The 20,152-nt window shown below is 64.1% G+C and carries 18 protein-coding genes; 9 read left to right on the top strand and 9 right to left on the bottom strand.

Going from position 1 to position 20,152, the window contains the following annotated elements; translation table 11 throughout:
• Nucleotides 1-52: 52 nt before the first annotated feature.
• The 3 genes from AC1PLU_RS10010 to AC1PLU_RS10000 are packed head-to-tail and all read right to left on the bottom strand — an operon-like array spanning nucleotide 53 to nucleotide 3,914.
• A complete protein-coding gene (locus tag AC1PLU_RS10010) occupies nucleotides 53-2,170 on the bottom strand; it encodes a putative bifunctional diguanylate cyclase/phosphodiesterase (RefSeq protein ID WP_481108345.1) in 2,118 nt (705 codons plus the stop codon).
• Entirely contained in the window at nucleotides 2,167-3,096 is a 930-nt protein-coding gene (locus AC1PLU_RS10005; RefSeq protein ID WP_255085406.1) for a phosphate/phosphite/phosphonate ABC transporter substrate-binding protein, read from the bottom strand. The genes AC1PLU_RS10010 and AC1PLU_RS10005 overlap by 4 nt, the downstream gene beginning before the upstream one ends.
• A gap of 50 nt (nucleotides 3,097-3,146) precedes the next feature.
• On the bottom strand, nucleotides 3,147-3,914 hold the full coding sequence (locus AC1PLU_RS10000) for an RNA methyltransferase (RefSeq protein ID WP_006450336.1): 768 nt from the start codon (nucleotides 3,912-3,914) through the stop codon (nucleotides 3,147-3,149).
• A 117-nt stretch (nucleotides 3,915-4,031) separates the two neighbouring features.
• On the opposite strand from AC1PLU_RS10000, the gene AC1PLU_RS09995 reads away from it, so the two are divergent.
• Complete coding sequence (locus tag AC1PLU_RS09995) at nucleotides 4,032-4,865, top strand: inositol monophosphatase family protein (protein WP_481108344.1); 834 nt, start codon at nucleotides 4,032-4,034, stop codon at nucleotides 4,863-4,865.
• Between the two features lie 159 nt (nucleotides 4,866-5,024).
• Here the strand turns inward: AC1PLU_RS09995 and AC1PLU_RS09990 are convergent, their stop codons facing one another.
• Nucleotides 5,025-5,636 carry a superoxide dismutase gene (locus AC1PLU_RS09990; protein WP_016904847.1) on the bottom strand — a complete coding sequence of 204 codons (612 nt, stop codon included), beginning with the start codon at nucleotides 5,634-5,636 and terminating at the stop codon, nucleotides 5,025-5,027.
• 265 nt (nucleotides 5,637-5,901) lie between these two features.
• Here AC1PLU_RS09990 and AC1PLU_RS09985 point away from each other — a divergent pair, with 265 nt between their 5' ends.
• Both AC1PLU_RS09985 and AC1PLU_RS09980 read left to right on the top strand, forming a co-directional pair.
• Entirely contained in the window at nucleotides 5,902-6,351 is a 450-nt protein-coding gene (locus tag AC1PLU_RS09985; RefSeq protein ID WP_481108343.1) for a guanyl-specific ribonuclease, read from the top strand.
• Entirely contained in the window at nucleotides 6,348-6,773 is a 426-nt protein-coding gene (locus AC1PLU_RS09980) for a barstar family protein (protein ID WP_481108342.1), read from the top strand. The genes AC1PLU_RS09985 and AC1PLU_RS09980 overlap by 4 nt, the downstream gene beginning before the upstream one ends.
• Nucleotides 6,774-7,292: 519 nt before the next feature.
• Here AC1PLU_RS09980 and AC1PLU_RS09975 read toward each other — a convergent pair.
• On the bottom strand, nucleotides 7,293-9,188 hold the full coding sequence (locus AC1PLU_RS09975; protein ID WP_115040179.1) for an ATP-binding cassette domain-containing protein: 1,896 nt from the start codon (nucleotides 9,186-9,188) through the stop codon (nucleotides 7,293-7,295).
• Between the two features lie 109 nt (nucleotides 9,189-9,297).
• Between AC1PLU_RS09975 and dbpA the strand changes: the two genes are divergently transcribed.
• Complete coding sequence (gene dbpA, locus AC1PLU_RS09970; protein WP_006452773.1) at nucleotides 9,298-10,674, top strand: ATP-dependent RNA helicase DbpA; 1,377 nt, start codon at nucleotides 9,298-9,300, stop codon at nucleotides 10,672-10,674.
• A gap of 134 nt (nucleotides 10,675-10,808) precedes the next feature.
• Here dbpA and AC1PLU_RS09965 read toward each other — a convergent pair whose 3' ends face one another.
• Together AC1PLU_RS09965 and AC1PLU_RS09960 are read right to left on the bottom strand one after the other, a co-directional pair.
• Nucleotides 10,809-11,369, bottom strand: coding sequence for an adenine phosphoribosyltransferase (locus tag AC1PLU_RS09965; RefSeq protein ID WP_104550041.1), 561 nt, complete (start codon nucleotides 11,367-11,369; stop codon nucleotides 10,809-10,811).
• A 94-nt stretch (nucleotides 11,370-11,463) separates the two neighbouring features.
• Nucleotides 11,464-13,020, bottom strand: a complete 1,557-nt coding sequence (locus AC1PLU_RS09960) for a protein adenylyltransferase SelO (RefSeq protein WP_481108341.1) — start codon at nucleotides 13,018-13,020, stop codon at nucleotides 11,464-11,466.
• 173 nt (nucleotides 13,021-13,193) lie between these two features.
• On the opposite strand from AC1PLU_RS09960, the gene AC1PLU_RS09955 reads away from it, so the two are divergent.
• Complete coding sequence (locus tag AC1PLU_RS09955) at nucleotides 13,194-14,060, top strand: alpha/beta hydrolase (RefSeq protein ID WP_481093386.1); 867 nt, start codon at nucleotides 13,194-13,196, stop codon at nucleotides 14,058-14,060.
• 139 nt (nucleotides 14,061-14,199) lie between these two features.
• Here the strand turns inward: AC1PLU_RS09955 and AC1PLU_RS09950 are convergent, their stop codons facing one another.
• Nucleotides 14,200-14,898 carry a glutathione S-transferase gene (locus AC1PLU_RS09950; RefSeq protein WP_481093387.1) on the bottom strand — a complete coding sequence of 233 codons (699 nt, stop codon included), beginning with the start codon at nucleotides 14,896-14,898 and terminating at the stop codon, nucleotides 14,200-14,202.
• A 180-nt stretch (nucleotides 14,899-15,078) separates the two neighbouring features.
• Nucleotides 15,079-15,288: a cold-shock protein gene (locus AC1PLU_RS09945; protein WP_205394530.1), complete on the bottom strand. Its 210-nt coding sequence runs from the start codon at nucleotides 15,286-15,288 to the stop codon at nucleotides 15,079-15,081.
• 268 nt (nucleotides 15,289-15,556) lie between these two features.
• Between AC1PLU_RS09945 and AC1PLU_RS09940 the strand changes: the two genes are divergently transcribed.
• From AC1PLU_RS09940 to AC1PLU_RS09925, 4 genes are all read left to right on the top strand, one after another.
• Complete coding sequence (locus AC1PLU_RS09940) at nucleotides 15,557-16,036, top strand: YaiI/YqxD family protein (protein ID WP_023904222.1); 480 nt, start codon at nucleotides 15,557-15,559, stop codon at nucleotides 16,034-16,036.
• Nucleotides 16,037-16,098: 62 nt separating this feature from the next.
• Nucleotides 16,099-16,647 (top strand): YaeQ family protein, encoded by a 549-nt coding sequence (locus AC1PLU_RS09935; RefSeq protein ID WP_168957367.1) that lies wholly within the window; start codon nucleotides 16,099-16,101, stop codon nucleotides 16,645-16,647.
• On the top strand, nucleotides 16,644-17,825 hold the full coding sequence (locus AC1PLU_RS09930) for a BaiN/RdsA family NAD(P)/FAD-dependent oxidoreductase (protein WP_023904224.1): 1,182 nt from the start codon (nucleotides 16,644-16,646) through the stop codon (nucleotides 17,823-17,825). The genes AC1PLU_RS09935 and AC1PLU_RS09930 overlap by 4 nt, the downstream gene beginning before the upstream one ends.
• A 117-nt stretch (nucleotides 17,826-17,942) precedes the next feature.
• Nucleotides 17,943-20,012, top strand: coding sequence for a GGDEF/EAL domain-containing response regulator (locus AC1PLU_RS09925; RefSeq protein WP_074057331.1), 2,070 nt, complete (start codon nucleotides 17,943-17,945; stop codon nucleotides 20,010-20,012).
• Nucleotides 20,013-20,152: the final 140 nt, after the last annotated feature.

Raw genomic sequence — 20,152 nt, 5'->3', positions numbered from 1 at the left:
GGCGCTCCTAGGCACCGCGCTATGGCACGTTAAACCAACCTACGCACGCCACTCACCCCGCCGCGATCAGCTTGACCAAATCGGCCGGGCTCAGCGGCCTGCTGAACCAGTAGCCCTGGCCCAGGTCGCAGCCGCGATCGCGTAGCAGATTGAATTGCGCTTCTTGCTCGATTCCCTCGGCCACCACCGTGATTCCCAGCGAATGCGCCATGCCGATGATGGCCGTGGTCAGCGCCAGATCGTCCGGGTCGCGCTGCAGGTCGGCAATGAAACTCTTGTCGATCTTGACCCCGTCCACTGGCACCTGGCGCAAATGGCTCAGGCCGGAGAAGCCGGTACCGAAATCGTCCAGCCACACCTTCACCCCGGTGCGGTGCAACTGATCGAGCAAGCTGGCGGCCATCATTTCGTCGCCGATCACTGCGGTTTCGGTCAGTTCCAGATGCAGGCGCGCGGCCGGCAATCCGGATTCGGCCAGGCACTCGGCCACGGTGTCGATCAGGTCGCCACTGCGCAACTGACGCGGTGAGACGTTGACCGAGATGAACAAGCCCTCCCCCACTTCCGGCCATTGCGCTGCCTCCAGGCAGGTCGCGCGCAGCACCTTGGGCCCGATCACTTCGATCAGGCCGCTCTGCTCGGCGATATCGATAAAGGTGGACGGCGGAATCGTGCCGAGCGCCGGGTGCTGCCAGCGCAGCAACACCTCCACACCGACCAGTACACGGTCGATGGTGCGGTAGATCGGTTGATAGACCAGGCGCAGCTCGTCGCGCTCCCACGCCCCGCGCAGCTCATGCTCCATATGCACACGGCGTTCGACTGCGTGATCAGCGGCACGGCTGTAGAAACGATGGCAATTCTTGCCGGCGACCTTGGCCTGGTACATCGCAATGTCGCCGTTCTTCAACAGCGCGGTGGCGTCGTTGGCATCGTCCGGGAACAACGTGATGCCGATCGAGGTACCCAGGAACACCTCGCGGCCCTGCACATTCAACGGACGGCTCAACTCGTGCACCAGCCGGTCTGCGAGCTGGGCAGCCAGCAGCGTGACATCGCCGCTCTGCAGCAGGATCACGAACTCGTCGCCGCCGAAACGCGCCAGAATCGCATCGTCGCCACCCAATGCACCCACCGCACGGCTGATACGGCTGGCGAACTGCAGCAGCGCCTCATCGCCGGCCTCGTGCCCGAGCGTGTCGTTGACGCGCTTGAAGTCGTCGATATCGGCAAACAGCAGCGCCAGTTTGCTGTCGGTGCTGCGCGCGGTATTGAGCAGATGGTCCAGGCCTTCGCGAAAGCCCAGCCGGTTGGTCAGCCCGGTCAGCGCGTCGGTATAGGCCATGTGGCGCACCTCGCGATCGTGCCGGGCGATGCTCTCGCTCATGCGTCCGAACGCGGACATCAACTCGCCGATTTCGTCGTTGCGCGGATGCGGCGGCAGTTGCACTGCGTAATCGCCGCGCTCGATCTGCTTGGCCGCTGCAGCCAGCAAGCGCACCGGCGCCACCAGCGTGCGCTGCACGTAGATGGCCAGCAACACACCCAACGCGACCAGTGCAGCCAGCAGCACCAGTAGCCAGCCCAGATCGCGCTTACCGATCGCGTTGAGGTTTTGCACCAGGGTCAGATTCGCGCCGGACTCGATCTTGCGCACCCGCTCGCGCGACATGCCCACGCGCACGCCGCCGATGCGCTGGTCGCCGATCTTGATCGGCACCGTCACATCCAGCACCTCGGGCGAGGATTGCAGCAACATCGCGCGCGCGCTGGCCGCCTTGGCGGCCAGCGGGTCGTTCATCGTCTGACCGTAGCGCTGCAAAGTCGGCGTGCCGTCGTGCACCAGCCGGCCACGTCGGTCGAACACCAGCACGTAACTCACCACCTGCTGACGCGACGCGTTGCGCACCAATGCGCCCACCGCTCCCAGGTCGGAGTAGTAGAGCGGATTGGCAAGGCCGGCCGCCAGCTCGGTGGCCAGTGTTTCGCCACGCGAGCGCAGGCTGCGATCGAACAGCTCGTGCAGAATCTGCGCACTGAGCCCGCGCACCTCGCGCTGCATCGCGCTCTGGCGTTGCAGCAACGAGGCCAGAATCGCGCCGACCAACAGCAGCGTCAGCGCCATCACCAACAGAAAACGTGCCTGCAACCCAAAGCGCACCTGAGTCATTCCACCTGGTCCCTGACACGTTGCACACCGGCGCTCAACGCATTTAGGCGTCGGCGGCTGTTGTCATCCAGAGGATGGAATGCGGTGGTGCCAAAAAAGCGCTTCAATGCCGGGCCGGCTTGCGGGTCGGACGCGGCCTGCAGCAAGACGATGCGCAACTGCCGCTCCACCGCCGGGTCCAGCCCGGTACGCACCATCTCCACCGCGCGCGGCACCGGCGCACTGCGGTGCACGATGCGGAAGTCGCGCTTGAAGGTCGCCGGCAAGTGGCGTTCGTCGTCCCAATCGGCATTGCTGAAAGCGCCCGCATCGATCAGGCGCTTGTGCACGAATGCGGCCACGTTCAATTTCGTACCGACCATCAAATAACCGACCGACCCCGGCACCTGGATGTCGTCCGGCGACAGCAGCACATCGCAGGCGATGCCGTTGCGCAGCAACTCCAGCATCGGCAGCAGATAGCCACTGGTGGACGAGGCGTTCTGCAACGCAAGAGTGTGACCGCGCAATTGCTTGAGCGACTGGATCGGGCTGTCGCGGCGCACGAAGAACACGGTGTGGAACTCGCGCATGCCGCCGCGCTCGGTCATCACCAACGGATGCGCACCGCCGCGCTGTTCCAGCAGCATCGCCGCACCGGTGGTTTCGCTGACCCAATCGACCCGACCACGGCGCAGATAGCTGGACATCTGCCGCGCATCCGGCGCCATCAGGATTTCGCCACGGCGGATGCCGACCACGCGCATGCGCGGCACCACATAGTCCAGCAAGGGCTTGAGTTGCTCGTAATGGGTGGCGGGATCGTCGCTGATCCGGCCAAGCACCAGGACCGAAGAAGGCGCTGCCGCCGCCGTCACGGCAAAGCCCGCCCCAGCGAGCAGCCAACAGGCAATCAGACACCATCGTAGACCGCGCAAAAAGGACACTCCCTAGAGCCGCAGACAGCCTAGCCGAATCTCTCAAGATGTGACAGACGTCAGTTTCCGGCCCGCTTTGCCAGCATGGCCATGCGCTGGGCATCGGACAGGATGCCGCGCAGCAAGCGCACCTCCTGCTCGCTCATTTCGGTGCGCAACAACAGCCGCCGCAGCTTGCGCATCGCCGACTCCGGCGCGCGGCCCTTGTGGAAATCGATGTCGTCCAGCGTCTCGCCTAACTGGGCAAACATGCCTTCCAGTTGCGCGTGACTGGCGGGGCCTTCGCGCAGTGCGCCGGTGGTGGCTGCCGGCGCCGGTTCCGCCTGGCCCGCTTCCAACTGTGCCAGCCGCACTTCATAGGCCAGCACCTGTACTGCGGCGGCCAGGTTAAGCGAACTGAAAGCCGGGTCGGACGGGATATGCACGGCCGCGTGGCAGAGCTGCAACTCGTCGTTGGTCAGCCCGGTGCGCTCGCGGCCGAACACGATCGCCACTTCCGCCGGCTCGCCGGCCTTGGCCAGGGCACGGCGTGCGCCGGCGTCCGGCAGCAACTCTTCCAACGCCACCCGGCGCGCGCGCGCGGTGCAGCCGATCACCAGCGTGCAATCGGCCACCGCCTCGCCCAGCGTGGCGAAGACCGGTGCATCGCCGAGCACGTCCTCGGCACCGGCAGAGCGCCGGTAGGCGTCTTCGTCGAGGGCGCGCTCAGGAGCGACCAGCACCAGACGCGAGATCCCCATGGTCTTCATCGCGCGCGCGGCGGCGCCGATATTGCCTGGATGCTGGGTACCGACAAGAACAAAACGGATGCGCTGACTGACGGACATGAACGGAGATTGGGGAGCTGTTCGGTCGTAGATGGTAAACTGCGCGACCGGTTTCGTGCCGGACCGCTCTTTTACCTTCGCCAATTCTTCAATTCTGCCTTCACGGGAGCTTTAACCATGCAGAAACCCGCCGTCACCGTCATGGTCAAAGCCGCCCGCCTCGCCGGCAATGTGCTGTTGCGCGGTATCAACAAGCTCGACTCGCTCAATGTGGTGCAGAAGGGCCGCATGGATTACGCCAGCGAAGTCGATGCCGATGCCGAGAAGGTCATCATCAAGGAACTCAAGCGCGGCTACCCCGAGTACGCCGTGTTCGGCGAAGAAGGCGGCGTGCAGGGCGGCAAGAGTGGCCGCTACACCTGGGTCATCGACCCGTTGGATGGCACCAGCAACTATCTGCGCGGTTTTCCGCATTACTGCGTGTCGATCGCGCTGGTGGAAAACGGCGAGCCTACCGATGCGGTGATCTTCGACCCGCTGCGCAACGAGCTGTTCACCGCCAGCCGCGGTGCCGGCGCGGTACTCAACGACCGCCGCATCCGCATTGCCGAACGCAAGGACCTGGAGGGCGCGATGGTCCACACCGGCTTTCCACCGCGCGAGCGTGCACGCATCAGTGCGCAGCTCAAGTGCGTCGATGCGCTGCTGGTGCAGGCCGAAGATGTGCGTCGCACCGGTTCTGCCGCGCTGGATCTTGCCTATGTGGCCTGCGGCCGCGCCGATGCGTATTTCGAAGCTGGCGTCAAAGCCTGGGATATCGCCGCTGGCGTGCTGCTGGTACGCGAAGCCGGTGGCCGGGTCTGCGACTACAAGGGCGCCACCCCGCCGCGCATGGACAACATGGGCCCGGAAACGCAGCAGATCGTGGCCGGCAACATCAAGATCAGCGATGCGCTGCAGAAGGTCATCGTCAACACCGGCTACGCGCGCGAGTTCGACCCCAAGTTCTGATCGGCGCTCCGGGCAATCGTAGGAGCGCGCTTGCGCGCGATGAAGCTTTCCCAGGGAACGCCTCTTCGCGACCAAGGTCGCTCCTACACAGCAGATTGCGCAAACGAAGAAGGCCGGGATCGCTCCCGGCCTTCTTGCGTTACAGCGTCAACTCAAGAATCAGGCGATCGCAGCGTGGTAGCGGCGCTCGACTTCTTCCCAGTTCACCGCGTTATAGAACGCGCCGATGTATTCCGGGCGACGGTTCTGATACTTCAGGTAGTACGCGTGTTCCCACACGTCCAGGCCCAGGATCGGGGTGTTGCCTTCGAACAGCGGGCTGTCCTGGTTGGCGGTGCTTTCGACCACCAGCTTCTTGTCCGGGGTCACGCTCAACCACGCCCAGCCCGAGCCGAAGCGGCTGACGGCGGCCTTGGTGAAGGCTTCCTTGAACTTCTCGAAACCACCGATGTCCTTGTCGATCGCCTTGGCGACCTCGCCCTTGGGCTCGCCACCGCCATTGGGCGACAGCACGGTCCAGAACAGCGAATGGTTGGCGTGGCCGCCACCGTTGTTGCGCACCGGGCCCTGCAGGTTTTCCGGCAGGCTCTTCAGCTTGGACACCAACTCTTCGACCGGCAGGTCCGCATACTCCGTCCCTTCCAGCGCCGCATTGACGTTGTTGATGTAGGTCTGGTGATGCTTGGTGTGATGGATTTCCATCGTCTGCGCATCGATGTTCGGTTCCAGCGCGTCGTAGGCGTAAGGCAATTGCGGAAGGGTGTAAGCCATGCGTGTCTCCTGGACTTGCCGCCCGGCGAAGACCGGGCGTTGCGGGATAAATAGTAGGGACGGCGGCGGCGCTTACCAAGAGTGCTGGCAGGGAAACTTCATCCCATCGCACACCGCGTCGTGTTCGCTGCACACCTTGCACCATGCCCCGGTTACTTGGGCGTGAATCGCGCAGGCGTACACATGCCGCGGCGTTCAAAGTCGACACAGTCGCGCAACGGCATACTTGATCTGCTGTCTCCACAATCGCTTCCGGATCGTCTTCATGCGCAAGCCCGCTTTGCTGATCGTCGCCATCGTGCTGCTCGTCGCCGGCTTATGGGGCGTGCGCGTGATGCAGACGCCCAAGCCGCAGTTCGCGCCGCAGCTCAACGCGCCGATCGCCGCAACAGCGCCGCCCGAACAGACGCCTCGGCAGCAGGGTCTCCCGGGTTTTCTGCCACCCGAAGCAATGGCCACGATCACGTTGATCCAGCGCGGCGGGCCGTTCCCGCATGCGCAAGACGGCAGCGTGTTCGGCAATCGCGAACAACGCCTGCCCGAGCGCGAGCGCGGCTACTACCACGAGTACACCGTGGAGACGCCCGGCAGCCCTGACCGCGGCGCACGCCGCATCGTCACCGGCGGCACGCCGCCGCAAGCGTGGTACTACAGCGACGATCATTACCAGAGCTTCAAATCGTTCAAAGGCCCCACGCCGGAGCAGGCGCCATGAGCGCAGGCGACTTCGCACTGGACCTGTCCGACCCGCAACAATCAGGCGTCTATCAGGCCGACACCGACGATCTTGACACCATGGCCGCGCTCGCCCGCGACGCCGGCCTGCGCATCCTGCGTGTGGATCTGGCCAGCTGCAGCGACAAGCACATTTTGCTGATGCGCCTGGCCGCCCAACTGGACTTCCCGGTCAGCTTCGGTCGCAACTGGGACGCGCTCTCTGATGCCTTGCGCGACCTGGCCTGGCTGCCCGCATCACATGGCTATGCGCTGTTGATCAACGGCGCAGACGCACTCGCGCGCACTGCACCGAACGATCGCAACACCTTGCTGGATATTCTCGATGAAGCCGCCACTGCCTGGGCCGCTCGCGGACTCACATTTGCAGCGTTTGTGGCGCCTGCGAGTGCTTGCGACTGAGAGCGGCTAACAAACCCTCTCTAACGCTGTAGCGATGGCGGCAACGTGTTGGCCGCACCCGCCTTCGTTGGCGAATGACGCACTGTCGGGACTGGCAGCGAAATCTAGATGCGAATCAAAGGCTGGTTAGTCGAGGGCGCGGTGCCCTCACCGCTTGCAGGACACGCCGCAAGTACGTCCATGTAGGCTCGGTGGCGGCATCCATGCCGCCACACGGTCCCGCAAGCGGTAAGGGCACCGCACCAGACAGTTAATAGGTTGCCTTGTTCAAAAGCATGCACACCGACCATCTCGACTGGTCCTTGCCCGCCTACCGTCGCGGGACCTTACGCGGCATGGATGCCGCGTAAGAGCCTACACGGACGTACTTGCGGCGTGTCCCGCGATGGTAGGCGGGCAAGGGCCCTGCAGCAAACCCGCAGATCAGCCGCTCTACAAGTCATCTATCAGCTCGCGATGCTTGTTTGCCACGCCTAAAACCCCACAAGACCGGCACGCAGTCGCGCGCCAATCCGGCAATCAACTATCCAGCTCGCTCCAGCGCGCGAACGCCGCATCCAGCTGCGCCTGTGCATCGCCCAGCGCGGCGGTATGCGCGGCCATCGCTGCGCTGTCGCGCTGATAGAAGGCCGGGTCGTTCATCGCATTGGTGAGCGCGGCGACCTGCTGCTCCAGGCTGTCGATCAAGGCCGGCAACTGCTCCAGTTCGCGCGCATCCTTGTAACTGAGCTTGCGCTTGGGCGCAGCTTCCGCCGGTGCGGCAGCAGGCGCCGCTGGCGTAGTCGCAGCCGCCGTCGCCGATGCCTTGGCAACCGCCATCGCGTTGGGCGCCGGGGTGCGACGCTGACGCAGCGAATCGCTGTAACCACCGACGTAATCGCCGACCAGGCCCTCGCCTTCCATCACCAACGTGGAGGTCACCACGTTGTCGAGGAAGTCGCGGTCATGGCTGACCAGCAACAAGGTGCCGGTGTATTCGCCGAGCAGCTCTTCCAGCAGCTCCAGCGTTTCCACGTCCAGATCGTTGGTCGGTTCGTCCATCACCAGCAGGTTGGACGGCTGCGCAAACAGCCGCGCCAGCAGCAGGCGATTGCGTTCGCCGCCTGAGAGACGGGTGATCGGCGCGCGGGCGCGTTCCGGGGTGAACAAGAAGTCCTGCAGGTACGCATGCACATGCTTGCGCTTGCCGTTGATCTCGATGAAATCGCGGCCTTCGGCCACGTTTTCAATCGCACTCCAGTCCTCGCGCAACGTGGAGCGGTACTGATCGAAATACGCGATCTGCAGATTGGTGCCGATGCGGATTTCGCCCTGCTGCGCCTGCAAGTCGCCCAGCAACAGCTTGAGCAAGGTGGTCTTGCCGCTACCGTTGGGGCCGATCAGACCGATACGGTCGCCCCGCTGGATGATGGTCGAAAAATCCTTGACCATCGTGCGTGCACCGAACGCGAAGCCGACCTCCTTGGTCTCGATCACCTTCTTGCCGGACGACTCGCCCTGCGAGACTTCCATGCGCACATTGCCACTCAGATCGCGGCGCTGGCCACGTTCGTTGCGCATCGATTCCAGACGCCGTACACGACCTTCGTCGCGGGTCCGCCGCGCCTTGATGCCTTGCCGGATCCAGATTTCTTCCTGCGCCAGCATCTTGTCGAAGCGCGCGTTTTCCTGCGCCTGCGCATTGAGCCGCTCTTCGCGGCGACGCTCGTAATTGGCCCAGTCGCCGGGCCAGCTGGTGACCTGGCCGCGATCGATTTCGACGATGCGCGTCGCCAATGCGCGCAGGAAGCGCCGGTCATGGGTGACGAACAACACGCTGCCGTTCCAGTTCTTCAGGAACGACTCCAGCCAATCGATGGCTTCGATATCCAGATGGTTGGTCGGCTCGTCCAGCAGCAGCACGTCCGGCGAAGACACCAGCGAGCGCGCCAGCAACACACGGCGCTTCATGCCGCCGGACAGGCGTGCAAACTCCGCATCGCCGTCCAGTTCCAGCTTGGTCAGCGTCTCGGTGACGCGCTGATCCAGCGCCCAACCGTCGGCCGCGTCGATCTTGGCCTGCACCTTGCCGAACGCATCGCCATCGAACACCTCGGCATGGCTGAGCTGATGGAATTCGGCCAGCCAATGGCCAAGCTCGCCCAGGCCATCGGCCACCACCTCGAACACGCTGCCGCCGGTGCCCTGCGGCACCTCCTGCTCCAGCCGCGCGATGCGCACGCCCTGTTGCACGCGCACTTCGCCGTCGTCGGGCTTGAGCTCGCCGGCGATCAATTTCATCAAGGTCGATTTGCCGGCGCCATTACGGCCGATCAGGGCGATACGCTCGCCCGGCTCGATCGTGAGGTCGGTTTTTTCCAGCAACAAGGGGCCGCCGACGCTGTAGTCGACGCTTTGCAGAGTGATTAAAGGCATGGGCCAATTGTACGGGATTGGTGATTGGGGATTTGGGATTGGTACGAGCGCGCGCTGTTGCGATTGCGAATCCCCAATCCCCAATGCCCAATCCCGGCTAAAATGCGCCATGAACGAATTTTCCGCGCTGCCGCTGTCGCCGGCCCTGGCCCCCGGCATCGACGCCCTTGGCTACACCGTCCTTACTCCCATCCAGGCGCAAAGCCTGCCGCCGATCCTGCAAGGGCTCGATGTCATCGCCCAGGCGCCTACCGGCAGCGGCAAGACCGCTGCCTTCGGGCTGGGCCTGCTGCAAAAGCTAGATCCCGCGCTGACCCGCGCGCAGGCGCTGGTGCTATGCCCTACCCGCGAGCTGGCCGATCAGGTCGGCAAGCAGCTGCGCAAGCTGGCCACCGGCATTCCGAACATGAAACTGGTGGTGCTGACCGGCGGCATGCCGCTGGGCCCGCAACTGGCCTCGCTGGAAGCGCACGACCCGCAAGTGGTGGTCGGCACGCCCGGACGCATCCAGGAACTGGCCCGCAAGCGCGCATTGCATCTGGGCGGCGTGCGCACGCTGGTGCTGGACGAGGCCGACCGCATGCTCGACATGGGCTTCGAAGAACCCATCCGCGAGATCGCTAGCCGCTGCGACAAACACCGTCAGAGCCTGCTGTTTTCGGCCACCTTCCCGGACATCATCCGCACGCTGGCGCGCGAGATCCTGAAGGATCCGATCGAAATCACCGTCGAAGGCGCCGATAACGCGCCGGAAATCGACCAGCAGTTCTTCGAGGTCGACCCGACCTATCGACAGAAAGCCGTCGCCGGGCTGCTGCTGCGCTTCAATCCCGAGTCCAGCGTGGTGTTCTGCAATACCCGCAAGGAAGTGGACGAAGTGGCCGGTTCGCTGCAGGAGTTCGGCTTCTCCGCGCTCGCCCTGCATGGCGACATGGAGCAGCGCGACCGCGACGAAGTGCTGGTGCGCTTCGTCAACCGCAGCTGCAACGTGTTGGTGGCCAGCGATGTGGCCGCGCGCGGGCTGGATGTGGAAGACCTGGCGGCAGTGGTCAATTACGAGCTGCCCACCGATACCGAAACCTACCGTCACCGCATTGGCCGCACCGCGCGCGCGGGCAAGCGCGGGCTTGCACTCAGCCTGGTGGCCTCACGCGAAACAGGGCGCGCGCAGGCACTGGAAGCCGAACAAGGCCAGCCGCTGAAGTGGTCGCGTGCACCGTTGGCCACCGCGCGCCCGGCGCAGCTGCCGCAGGCGGCCATGACCACGCTGCGCATTGATGGCGGCAAGACCGACAAACTGCGCGCTGGCGACATTCTCGGCGCGCTCACCGGCGAAGCCGGACTCTCGGGCGCGGCGATCGGCAAGATCGCGATCTACCCCACCCGCTCCTATGTCGCCATCGCCCGCGCGCACGTCGCCAAGGCACTGGCGCATCTGCATGCGGGCAAGATCAAGGGACGCCGGTTCCGGGTCAGCAAGCTGTAATCAGCCGCCTGGCAGGCACCCTGCGCCGGCCATACGATCAAGCGGAGGTGCTGAAGCGCCTGCCGCACCATCTACATGGATGCGCATTCTTGCGCATCCATGTCGCCAGACGCTCGATCGGCAGTCTGTATGAATCAGTAGCTCAACGTGGCCAGCAACGGCACGTCATCGGCCCACTTGCTGCGGCCCTGCAGCGCCAGCAACTCGACCAGCACCGCCGCACCGACGATTTCCAGTTCCAGCTGTGCAGCAAGCCCCAGCGCCGCGCGCAGCGTGCCGCCGGTGGCGAGCACGTCGTCGACGATCAACACGCGCGCGCCACGCGGCAACGCGTCCTCATGCATTTCGATGCGATCGGTGCCGTATTCCAGCGCGTATTCTTGGACCAACGTCCGTCCGGGCAGCTTGCCTGGCTTGCGCACCGGCACAAAACCCGTGCGCAGTTCGCGCGCCAGCGCCGCGCCCAGAATGAAACCGCGCGCTTCGATGCCCAGGACCGCGTCCAGCGGCGTGGTGCGCCAGGGCTGCGCCATTTCGTCCAGCGCCGAGGCAAAGTCCGGGCCGTCCGACAGCAGCGGGGTAATGTCCTTGAAGACGATGCCCTGCTTGGGAAAGTCGGCGATGTCGCGGATCCGTTCAGCCCAATGGTTGGGTCCGGAAGAAGTATTGCCGGCGCAGCGGGTGCAGTCAGTCATGGTGGCGATGGCGTCAAGGCCGGTGGGGACGACCCTATTCTAGGCTGCGCAGACCCGTGACGCCGCGTTTACGACATACGTGCATCTGAGTGCGTCAGGAACTGCACGACAGCATCGAACAGCCGGCGCGGTCGCGCGCCCATTCCGGCCGCCGCGCGGCAAACGCATCGCGGCCCGGTTGGTCGTCGTAGGGCCGGCGCATGGCCTCGAGCAATTCCTGCACGCCGGAGGGATCGCCCTGCTCTGCCAGATCGATCGCCTGCTGCGCCAGATAGTTGCGCAGCACGTAGCGTGGGTTGGCCAGGCGCATGCGCTCGCGGCGTTGGTCCGGCGATAGTGTGTCTTGACCCAGCCGTGTCGCATAGCGTTGCAGCCATTCCTGCAACTGCCCGGCGTGCGCAAGGCGCTTGTCCTGGTCGTAGAACGCTTCGCGCAGCAGCTCCGGGTCGGGATGCTCCGGCGACCAATCGATCAGGCCACGAAATGTCAGCGTCATGTCCATCTCGCCCGCGTGCATCAATTCACGCAGCGCATCGATCAAGTGCAGATCCTCGTCGCGGCAGTCGGCCAGACCCAGCTTGGCCGCGGTGTCGCGGCGGTCGCAGGCCAGGTAGGTATCGCGGAAGTGGTCCAGCCCCTGCTGCAACGGCGCCGCATCGGCAAACAGCGGCGCCAGCGCCTGCGCCAGGCGTCCCAGGTTCCAGTACGCCACTTGCGGCTGGGTGCCGAAGCGGTAACGCCGGCCCTGCGCATCGGTGGTATTCGGCGTCCAGTTCGGGTCGTAGTCGTCGACCCAGCCGTATGGGCCGTAATCGATGGTCAGACCCAGGATCGACATGTTGTCAGTATTCATCACCCCATGCACGAAACCGACCCGCATCCAGTGCGCCACCATCACGGCAGTGCGCTCGCAGACCTGCGCAAACCAGGCCGCGTACAGATTCTCGCCAGCACCTTCCAACTCCGGGAAATCGCGTGCAATGGTGAAATCTGCCCATTGCCGCAGCAGCGCGCTATCCCCGCGCGCACTGGGCAATTCAAAATTGCCGAAGCGGATGAACGATGGCGCCACTCGGCATACGATGGCGCCGGGCTCGCGCTGCGGCCGGCCGTCGTAAAACATGTCGCGCACCACTGCATCGCCGGTCGTGACTAGGCTCAGTGCGCGCGTGGTCGGCACACCCAGATGGTGCATCGCTTCGCTACACAGGAATTCACGAATCGACGAGCGCAGCACGGCGCGCCCATCGGCGCCGCGTGAGTAAGGCGTGGGACCGGCGCCCTTGAGCTGCAATTCGTAGCGACCACCATCGACCCCGATCGCCTCGCCCAGCGAAATGGCCCGGCCATCGCCCAACTGACCGGCCCAATGCCCGAACTGGTGCCCGCCGTAATTGACCGCCCACGGCTGCATGCCCGGATACAACGCGTTGCCGCCAAACACCTCGGCAAAACGCGCACTGGCAAGCTCGGCCTCGTCCAGCCCGAGTCGTTGCGCCATCTCGGCAGAATAGGCCAGCAGCCCTGGCGCTGCGACCGGCGTCGGCGACACCGAAGACCAGGCAGCGACCACATCCCGGCGACGCGGCCCTTCTTCCGGATCACCAGGCAACTGCTGACGCAGGCGGTTGTCGAACTGGATATCTGTCATGGCGACAAGCCTAGGCCAGAGCGAGTGAACTTCGCATGGGTGAACCGCGCATCCTATTCGCTACCGGCCTCGTATCCCCATTCGAGACACGCTGAACTGCAGCATCCAGCCGCACTCGCACATCACAACAGCCGCAGATTTATTCCTCTTCAATTATTACAGCGACCCTATCCATGCGCTTGCACACTTCCCGCTGGTTTCGCCCTGCCCTTTTGCTCCTCGGCGCGTTAAGCCTGAGTGGCTGCAGCAGCGTGTTCTTCGGCGGCATCAACGCTGCATCCAGCCGCACTGGCGTCATCGAACACCGCAACGAGGTCTTCGACCCGGAGCACGGCCTGGCGCTGGACGTCTACCAACCGCGCGACGCCGTCGATGCGCCGGTGGTGGTGTTTTTCTACGGCGGCACCTGGAAGCGTGGCGCCCGCGCCAACTATCGCTGGGTCGGCCGCTCGCTGGCCCGCGAGGGCATGGTGGTGATGGTGGCCGACTATCGAAAGTATCCGCAGGTCCGACTGGACGGCTTCATGAGCGATGCCGCACAGGCCACCGCCTGGAGCCATCAGCACGCACGCGCCTACGGCGGAGACCCTGCCCGCCTGGCGGTGATGGGCCACTCCGCCGGTGCGCACATCGCCGGACTGCTCGCCACCGATCCACGATGGCTGCAGGCACAGGGCATGCAACCGCGCCAACTCTGCGGTTTCGTCGGCCTCGCAGGCCCTTACGACTTCTCGCCGATGACCGACCCTGAATTGATCCGGATCTTCGGCACTTCACCTGCCGAACAGGAAGCCTCACAACCCATTCGTCATGTGGATGGGGACGAGCCGCCGATGTTGCTGCTGCACGGCGATGCCGACCACGTGGTGGAACCGCGTAACAGCACGGTTCTCGCTGCCGCCGAACAACAGGCGGGGGTCCAGGCGCACCGCATTTTTTATCCAGGAATGGGCCATATGCGTTTGGTGCTGTCACTCCGCAAGGACTCGCAAGTGATGCGCGACACGTTGCAGTTCCTGCGGCAGTGTCGTACGCCCTGAGGTCTGGATGTCCGCGCGCAGATGGTTGCGCGCGGAATTGGGACGTCGGGATTGGGGAGTCGCAAACCCAGACGAATGGCGGCAAGCAAAGTGATCGCTGCTTGCCGCAGCATTACGGCTCGCCAAGCCGCTGCCAGCATTACTCTGGGGACTTGCGCCCCATCAGCTCGAACGGGCCGCCCTTTTTCAGCGCAGCCTGATACGCGGGACGCGCTTCGATCCGCTCCAGAAACGCGCGCAAACGCGGATAATTTTCAAATCCGCCACCACGCGCCGCGGCGGCCTGCACCGGAAAGCTCATCTGAATGTCGGCCGCAGTAAAGCGCTCACCGGCGAACCAGTTGCTGGCCTGCAGGGATTGCTCCATCCAGTCCAGATGCAGCTTGAGTTGCGGGCTGACGAAGCCCGACATCGTCTTGTCCGCAATCGCGCGCGCAATGGGCTTGACGAAAAACGGCATCGGCGCACTGCGAATGCGCGCGAAGATCAGCGTCATCAACAATGGCGGCATCGCCGAGCCTTCGGCGTAATGCATCCAGTAGCGGAACTGCATGCGCTCCGGCGAATCCTGCGGACGCGGCGATGGCGACAGCGCGCATTCGGTGTCGTAGCGTTCGGTCAGATACTCCATGATCGCGCCGGACTCGGCCACGGTCAGATCGCCATCCACAATCAGCGGCGATTTGCCCAGCGGATGGATAGCACGCAATGCGGCCGGTGCCAGCATGGTCTTGGGGTCGCGCTCATGCCGAACGATCTGGTACGGCAGCGCCAGTTCTTCCAGCAGCCACAGCACGCGCTGGGAACGGGAATTATTGAGATGGTGGACAGTGATCATGAGAAGGGCTGCGCGCGGAAAGCGCACATCCTACCCATCCATGCGTCGTCGCCGCGCTCACCCGCGCCTGCAGGCGCCGCGATGCTGACGATGCAAGCGCATTGCTCAAACGACGCCCAATAAAAAACGCCGATCGCTTGCGCGACCGGCGTTTTTGGCAACCTTACGGTTGCAGACGGATTAGACCGCCTGCACCTGGTCAGCCTGCATGCCCTTCTGGCCCTGCACGGCGACGAAGGTGACCTTCTGGCCTTCCTGCAGCGACTTGAAGCCGGTGCCCTGGATGGCACGGAAGTGCACGAACAGGTCCGGGCCGCTTTCCGGGGTGATGAAGCCGAAGCCCTTGGCATCGTTGAACCACTTCACAGTACCGTTTAGACGTTCTGACATTTTACTAACTCCTGAACTATTGATTGATAAATCGCAGCGTCCGAAAAGCCGGAGCTGAGACTGAGTTGCAGGCGTTGGTAAAGCGGAACGATGAAGCGAGATCTGTAACGATCCGGCTGCATCAGGCCACGATTCACGGTGACCCTTGCAAACACAGTGCGTGCACAATACTCGCGATTCCGATAAAAAGCGACACCCCGCGTCAAAATTTTTACTATCGGGCCAAATCCGACCGCATGTCAGGTCCCTTCCCTATCGATATCACCTTATGAATACGCCGAGTACGCCAACCCAGGCGCAGATCTGGGTCGATGCCGATGCCTGTCCTGCCGTGGTCCGCGACATCTTGTTCAGAGCTGCCGTGCGCACCGGCACGGCAGTGACCCTGGTCGCCAATCATTTCCTGCCCACGCCACGCCTGGCGCATGTGCGCGCCGTCCAGGTTCCGGGCGGACCGGACGCGGCCGATGATGCCATTGCCGAACGGGTTGCCGCCGGCGATCTTGTCGTCACGCAGGACATTCCATTGGCTGCCCGTGTCCTGGAGCAAGGCGCGACCGCCATCAGCCCGCGCGGCGAGCCATTCACCGACAACTCCATCAAGGAGCGCCTGTCGGTACGCAGCTTTCTGGAAGAACTGCGCGGTGCCGGCGTCGCCACCGGTGGGCCGCCTGCGCTGCATGCACGCGACCGCCAAGCATTTGCTGCGCAACTGGACCGCTGGCTGGCAGCGCAACCGCGCATCTAGCGGCAGCACGCCGGCCTTGCAGCGGCGGCGTATCATGAGCGCCCTTTGCAATCGGCATCCTGATGGCTCTTACCGCCACCGTCCGCAGGGCGGAACTTCAGATCAGCGACATGGACCGTGGCTATTACGCCAACCATTCACTGACCCTGGCCCAGCACCCCTCCGAAACCGACGAGCGCCTGATGGTGCGGCTGCTGGCGTTCGCGCTGTTTGCCGACGACCGTCTGGAGTTCGGCCGCGGGCTGAGCAACGACGACGAGCCCGACCTGTGGCGGCGCGATTACACCGGCGACCCGGATCTGTGGATCGACCTCGGCCAGCCGGACGAAAGCCGCGTGCGCAAGGCCTGCAATCGCTCGCGCGAGGCAGTGGTGATCGGCTACGGCGGCCAGGCCACCGAAACCTGGTGGAAGAAGCAGGCCAATGCGCTCGGCCGACAACGCAACCTGCGCGTACTGGAGCTCGATTCGCAGGCCACCGAGGCGCTCGGTGCCCTGATCCAGCGCGGCATGCGCTTCGATGTGATCATCCAGGACGGCGAGGTGCAGATGCTCGCAGATCAGGGCAACGTCACCCTGACCCCGATGGTGCGGCAAGCCCCGGCCGAATGAGCACGCGTTACGACGTGCTGGTCATCGGTGCCGGCGCGGCCGGACTGATGAGCGCCTTCACCGCCGGCCGACGTGGCCGCCAGGTGCTGGTGATCGACCACGCCAACAAGGTCGGCAAGAAGATCCTGATGTCCGGTGGCGGGCGCTGCAACTTCACCAATACCGGCACCACGCCAGGCAACTTTTTGTCGGCCAATCGGCACTTCTGCAAATCCGCGCTGGCCCGCTACAGCCCGGCGGATTTCGTGGAAATGGTCGAGCGCCACGGCATCGCCTATCACGAGAAAGAACTGGGCCAGCTGTTCTGCGACATCTCGTCCAAGCAGATCGTGCGCATGTTGCTGGACGAATGCGAAGCAGCTGGCGTGCAGGTGCGTACCGAGTGCGAAGTACGCTCGGTGCGGCGCGACAGTGATGGCTTCAGCATCGAAACCAGCCAGGGACGCGTGCAGGCGCAATCGCTGATCGTGGCCACCGGCGGGCTGTCGATTCCGAGCATGGGCGCCAGCGGCTTCGGCTATACGCTGGCCAAACAGTTTGGCCACGAGCTGCTGCCGACACGCGCCGGGCTGGTTCCGCTAACGCTGAGTGGCAAGCATCAGCAGCGGCTGCAGGAGTTGTCCGGGCTGGCCTTGCCGGTCGAGGCGCACTGCAACGGGGTCAGCTTTCGCAATTTCATGCTGGTTACCCACCGCGGGGTCAGTGGCCCGGCGATCCTGCAGATCTCCTCGTATTGGCAGCCCGGCGATGATCTGCGCCTGGACCTGCTGCCCGGCCAGGATGCTGCAGCCTGGTTGCGCGAACAAAAAAATCAACGCGGCGCCACCGAACTGCGCAATGTACTGGCCGATGTGCTGCCGCGACGCTTTGCGCAGCGCCTGTGCGAAGTGTGGCTGCCGGACAAGCCGGTGCGTCAGCTCGACCCGCCGCAACTGCAGGCCGCGGCCGACCTGCTCGGCGCATTTCCGCTGGTCGCCAGCGGAACCGAAGGCTACCGTACCGCTGAAGTAACGCTCGGCGGTGTCGATACCAACCAAGTCTCCAGTGCAACCATGGAGTCGCGTCTGGTGGCCGGCTTGTATTTCGTCGGTGAGGTGCTGGATGTGACGGGATGGTTGGGCGGCTACAACTTTCAGTGGGCATGGGCATCCGGTCACGCCGCAGGAAGCGTCGCTTAAGCCTATGCTGGGTGATAGAAACGTGGACCAAGTCTCACCCCGGATGCGGCCTTGTCCACACACATGGACGCCTCCGACCCCCTTCGTGTATTTAGAGCCGTCTCCAGGAAGCCGCGCATGCAGAAAGGTAAAGATCTCACCCTCCGCCTGATGATCGTCGACGACAGTGTCGAGAGCGCGGAGGCGATCGTGACCGCGTTGCGCAACGGCGGCATTGCAGTGCGTCCATCGCGGCCGCAGACCCTTGAAGACCTCGCCAGCATGTTGTCCGGCCAGATCGATCTGGCCCTGCATGGCCAGGCGCTGCAGATTCCGATGAACGCCCTGCAGCAGCAGATCGCGAGCAGCGGCAAGGACATTCCGATCATTCTGCTGGCCGAACGGATCGAAGAAAACGCGTTGGTCGAAGCCGCTTCGCACGGCATTCGCGCGCTCGTGCTGCGGCATCGTCCCGAGCATCTGCTGGCACTGGTGCGTTCGGAATGGGCCGATCTGCAGGCCCGGCGCGGACTGCGCCGCATCGAAGCGCAGATGCGCGAAACCGAGCGGCGGTGCGATGCCCTGATCGCGTCTTCGCGCGACCCCATCGCCTACGTGCACGAGGGCATGCATATCCGTGCCAACGAGGCGTATCTGGAGATGTTCGGCTTCGAGTCGTTCGAGGATGTCGAGGGCGTGTCGTTGCTGGACATGATCGCCGCGCAGTACGTGGACGATTTCAAGCAATTGCTCAAGTCGCTGTCCAAGGGCGAACCGCCGCCGGCGCAATACAAGGTCGACGCGCGCCGGCTGGAAGGCGACACCTTTCCGGCGACGATGGAATTTGCCACCGCCACGTATGAAGGCGAGCCGTGCATCCAGGTGGTGTTTCGCCGCCGCGAGGAATTCGACCCGGAACTGGCACGCGAGGTCGAAGATCTGCGCCAACGCGATCAGGTCACCGGTCTGCTCAACCGGCCGACCTTCATGGTCGCGCTGGAACAGGCGGTGGCACGGGCCGGTCGCAGCGAAGGCCAATCCGGCTTCCTGCTGATCGAGCCGGACCATTACGCGCGGTTATTGCCCGAAATCGGCCTGGATTCGGCCGACGCGTTGATCGCCGCCCTGGCCGCGCACGTGGCCAGCGTGCTGGATGACAGCGTGGTGGCTGCGCGCTTCGGCGAGCACAGCTTTGCGTTGCTGATGGACGGCAACTACGCGCGCACCCACGCATTGGCAGAAATGGTGCGCGATGCGTTTGCGCAGCATGTCTTCAGCATCGGCGCGCGCTCGGCCACGGTCACGGTGAGCATCGGGGGCGTGCAGATTGGCGAAAAGATCGCCAGCATCGGCCAGGTGCTCAATCGCGGCACCGAGGCGGTACGCACCACTGCCGAACTCGGCGGCAATGCGGTCAGCATCTATGACCCCGCCGCCTCTGATCGCGCCGAAGAAGAACGCATCGAACGTTGGGTAGAACAGCTGCGCGAAGCACTGGTCGGCGATGGCTTCTCGCTGCACTACCAGCCTGTACTCAACCTGCAGGGCGAGCCGGTGGAGTTGTACCAGGCGTTTCTGCGGCTGGAACGCAATGGCGAAATCATGTCGCCGAACGCGTTTATCGCCATCGCCGAAGAGCACGACCTGATCACCGAAATCGACCGCTGGGTGGTGGCGCGCGCGATTCGCCAGCTCGGGGAGCGGCAGCGTGCCGGACACAAGACACATCTGTTGGTGCGGATCGGACCGAACTCGTTCTCCGACCCACAGATGATCGACACCATCCGCGAGCAATTGGCGGTGTACGGCGTGCCCGGCGAGCGGCTGTGGTTGCAGACGCCGGAATCGAAGGTGTTCACGCATCTGCGCAACGCCCAGCAGTTTCTGGCCTCGCTGTCTTCGATGGGCTGCAAGGTGGGGCTGGAACAATTCGGTTCTGGCCTGGATTCGTTCCAGTTGCTGGCGCACTTCCAGCCGGCTTTTCTCAAGCTGGATCGCGGCATCACCGGAGATGTCGCATCGGCCCGCGAAAGTCAGGAAAAAATTCGCGAGATCACTTCGCGTGCGCAACCGGCCGGCATTCTTACCGTGGCCGAATTCGTGGCCGATGCGCAGTCGATGAGCAGCTTCTTCAGTGCCGGCGTGGACTACGTGCAAGGCGACTTCGTCGCACCGACCGGGCCGTTGATGAACTACGAGTTCGGCTGAAGGCCTTGCCGAGGCAAGCGAAAGATCAACAATCAAAGCTAGGTGAGTCGAGGGCGCGGTGCCCTCACCGTTCGCGGGACACGCCGTGAACCCGTCCATGGGGGCTCGGTAGCGGCATCCATGCCGCCACACGGTCCCGC

Source organism: Xanthomonas sp. NCPPB 2933 (assembly GCF_056725225.1).
Note: the sequence above shows the minus strand (reverse complement) of the source record. Positions and strands in the feature narration are given on the sequence as shown.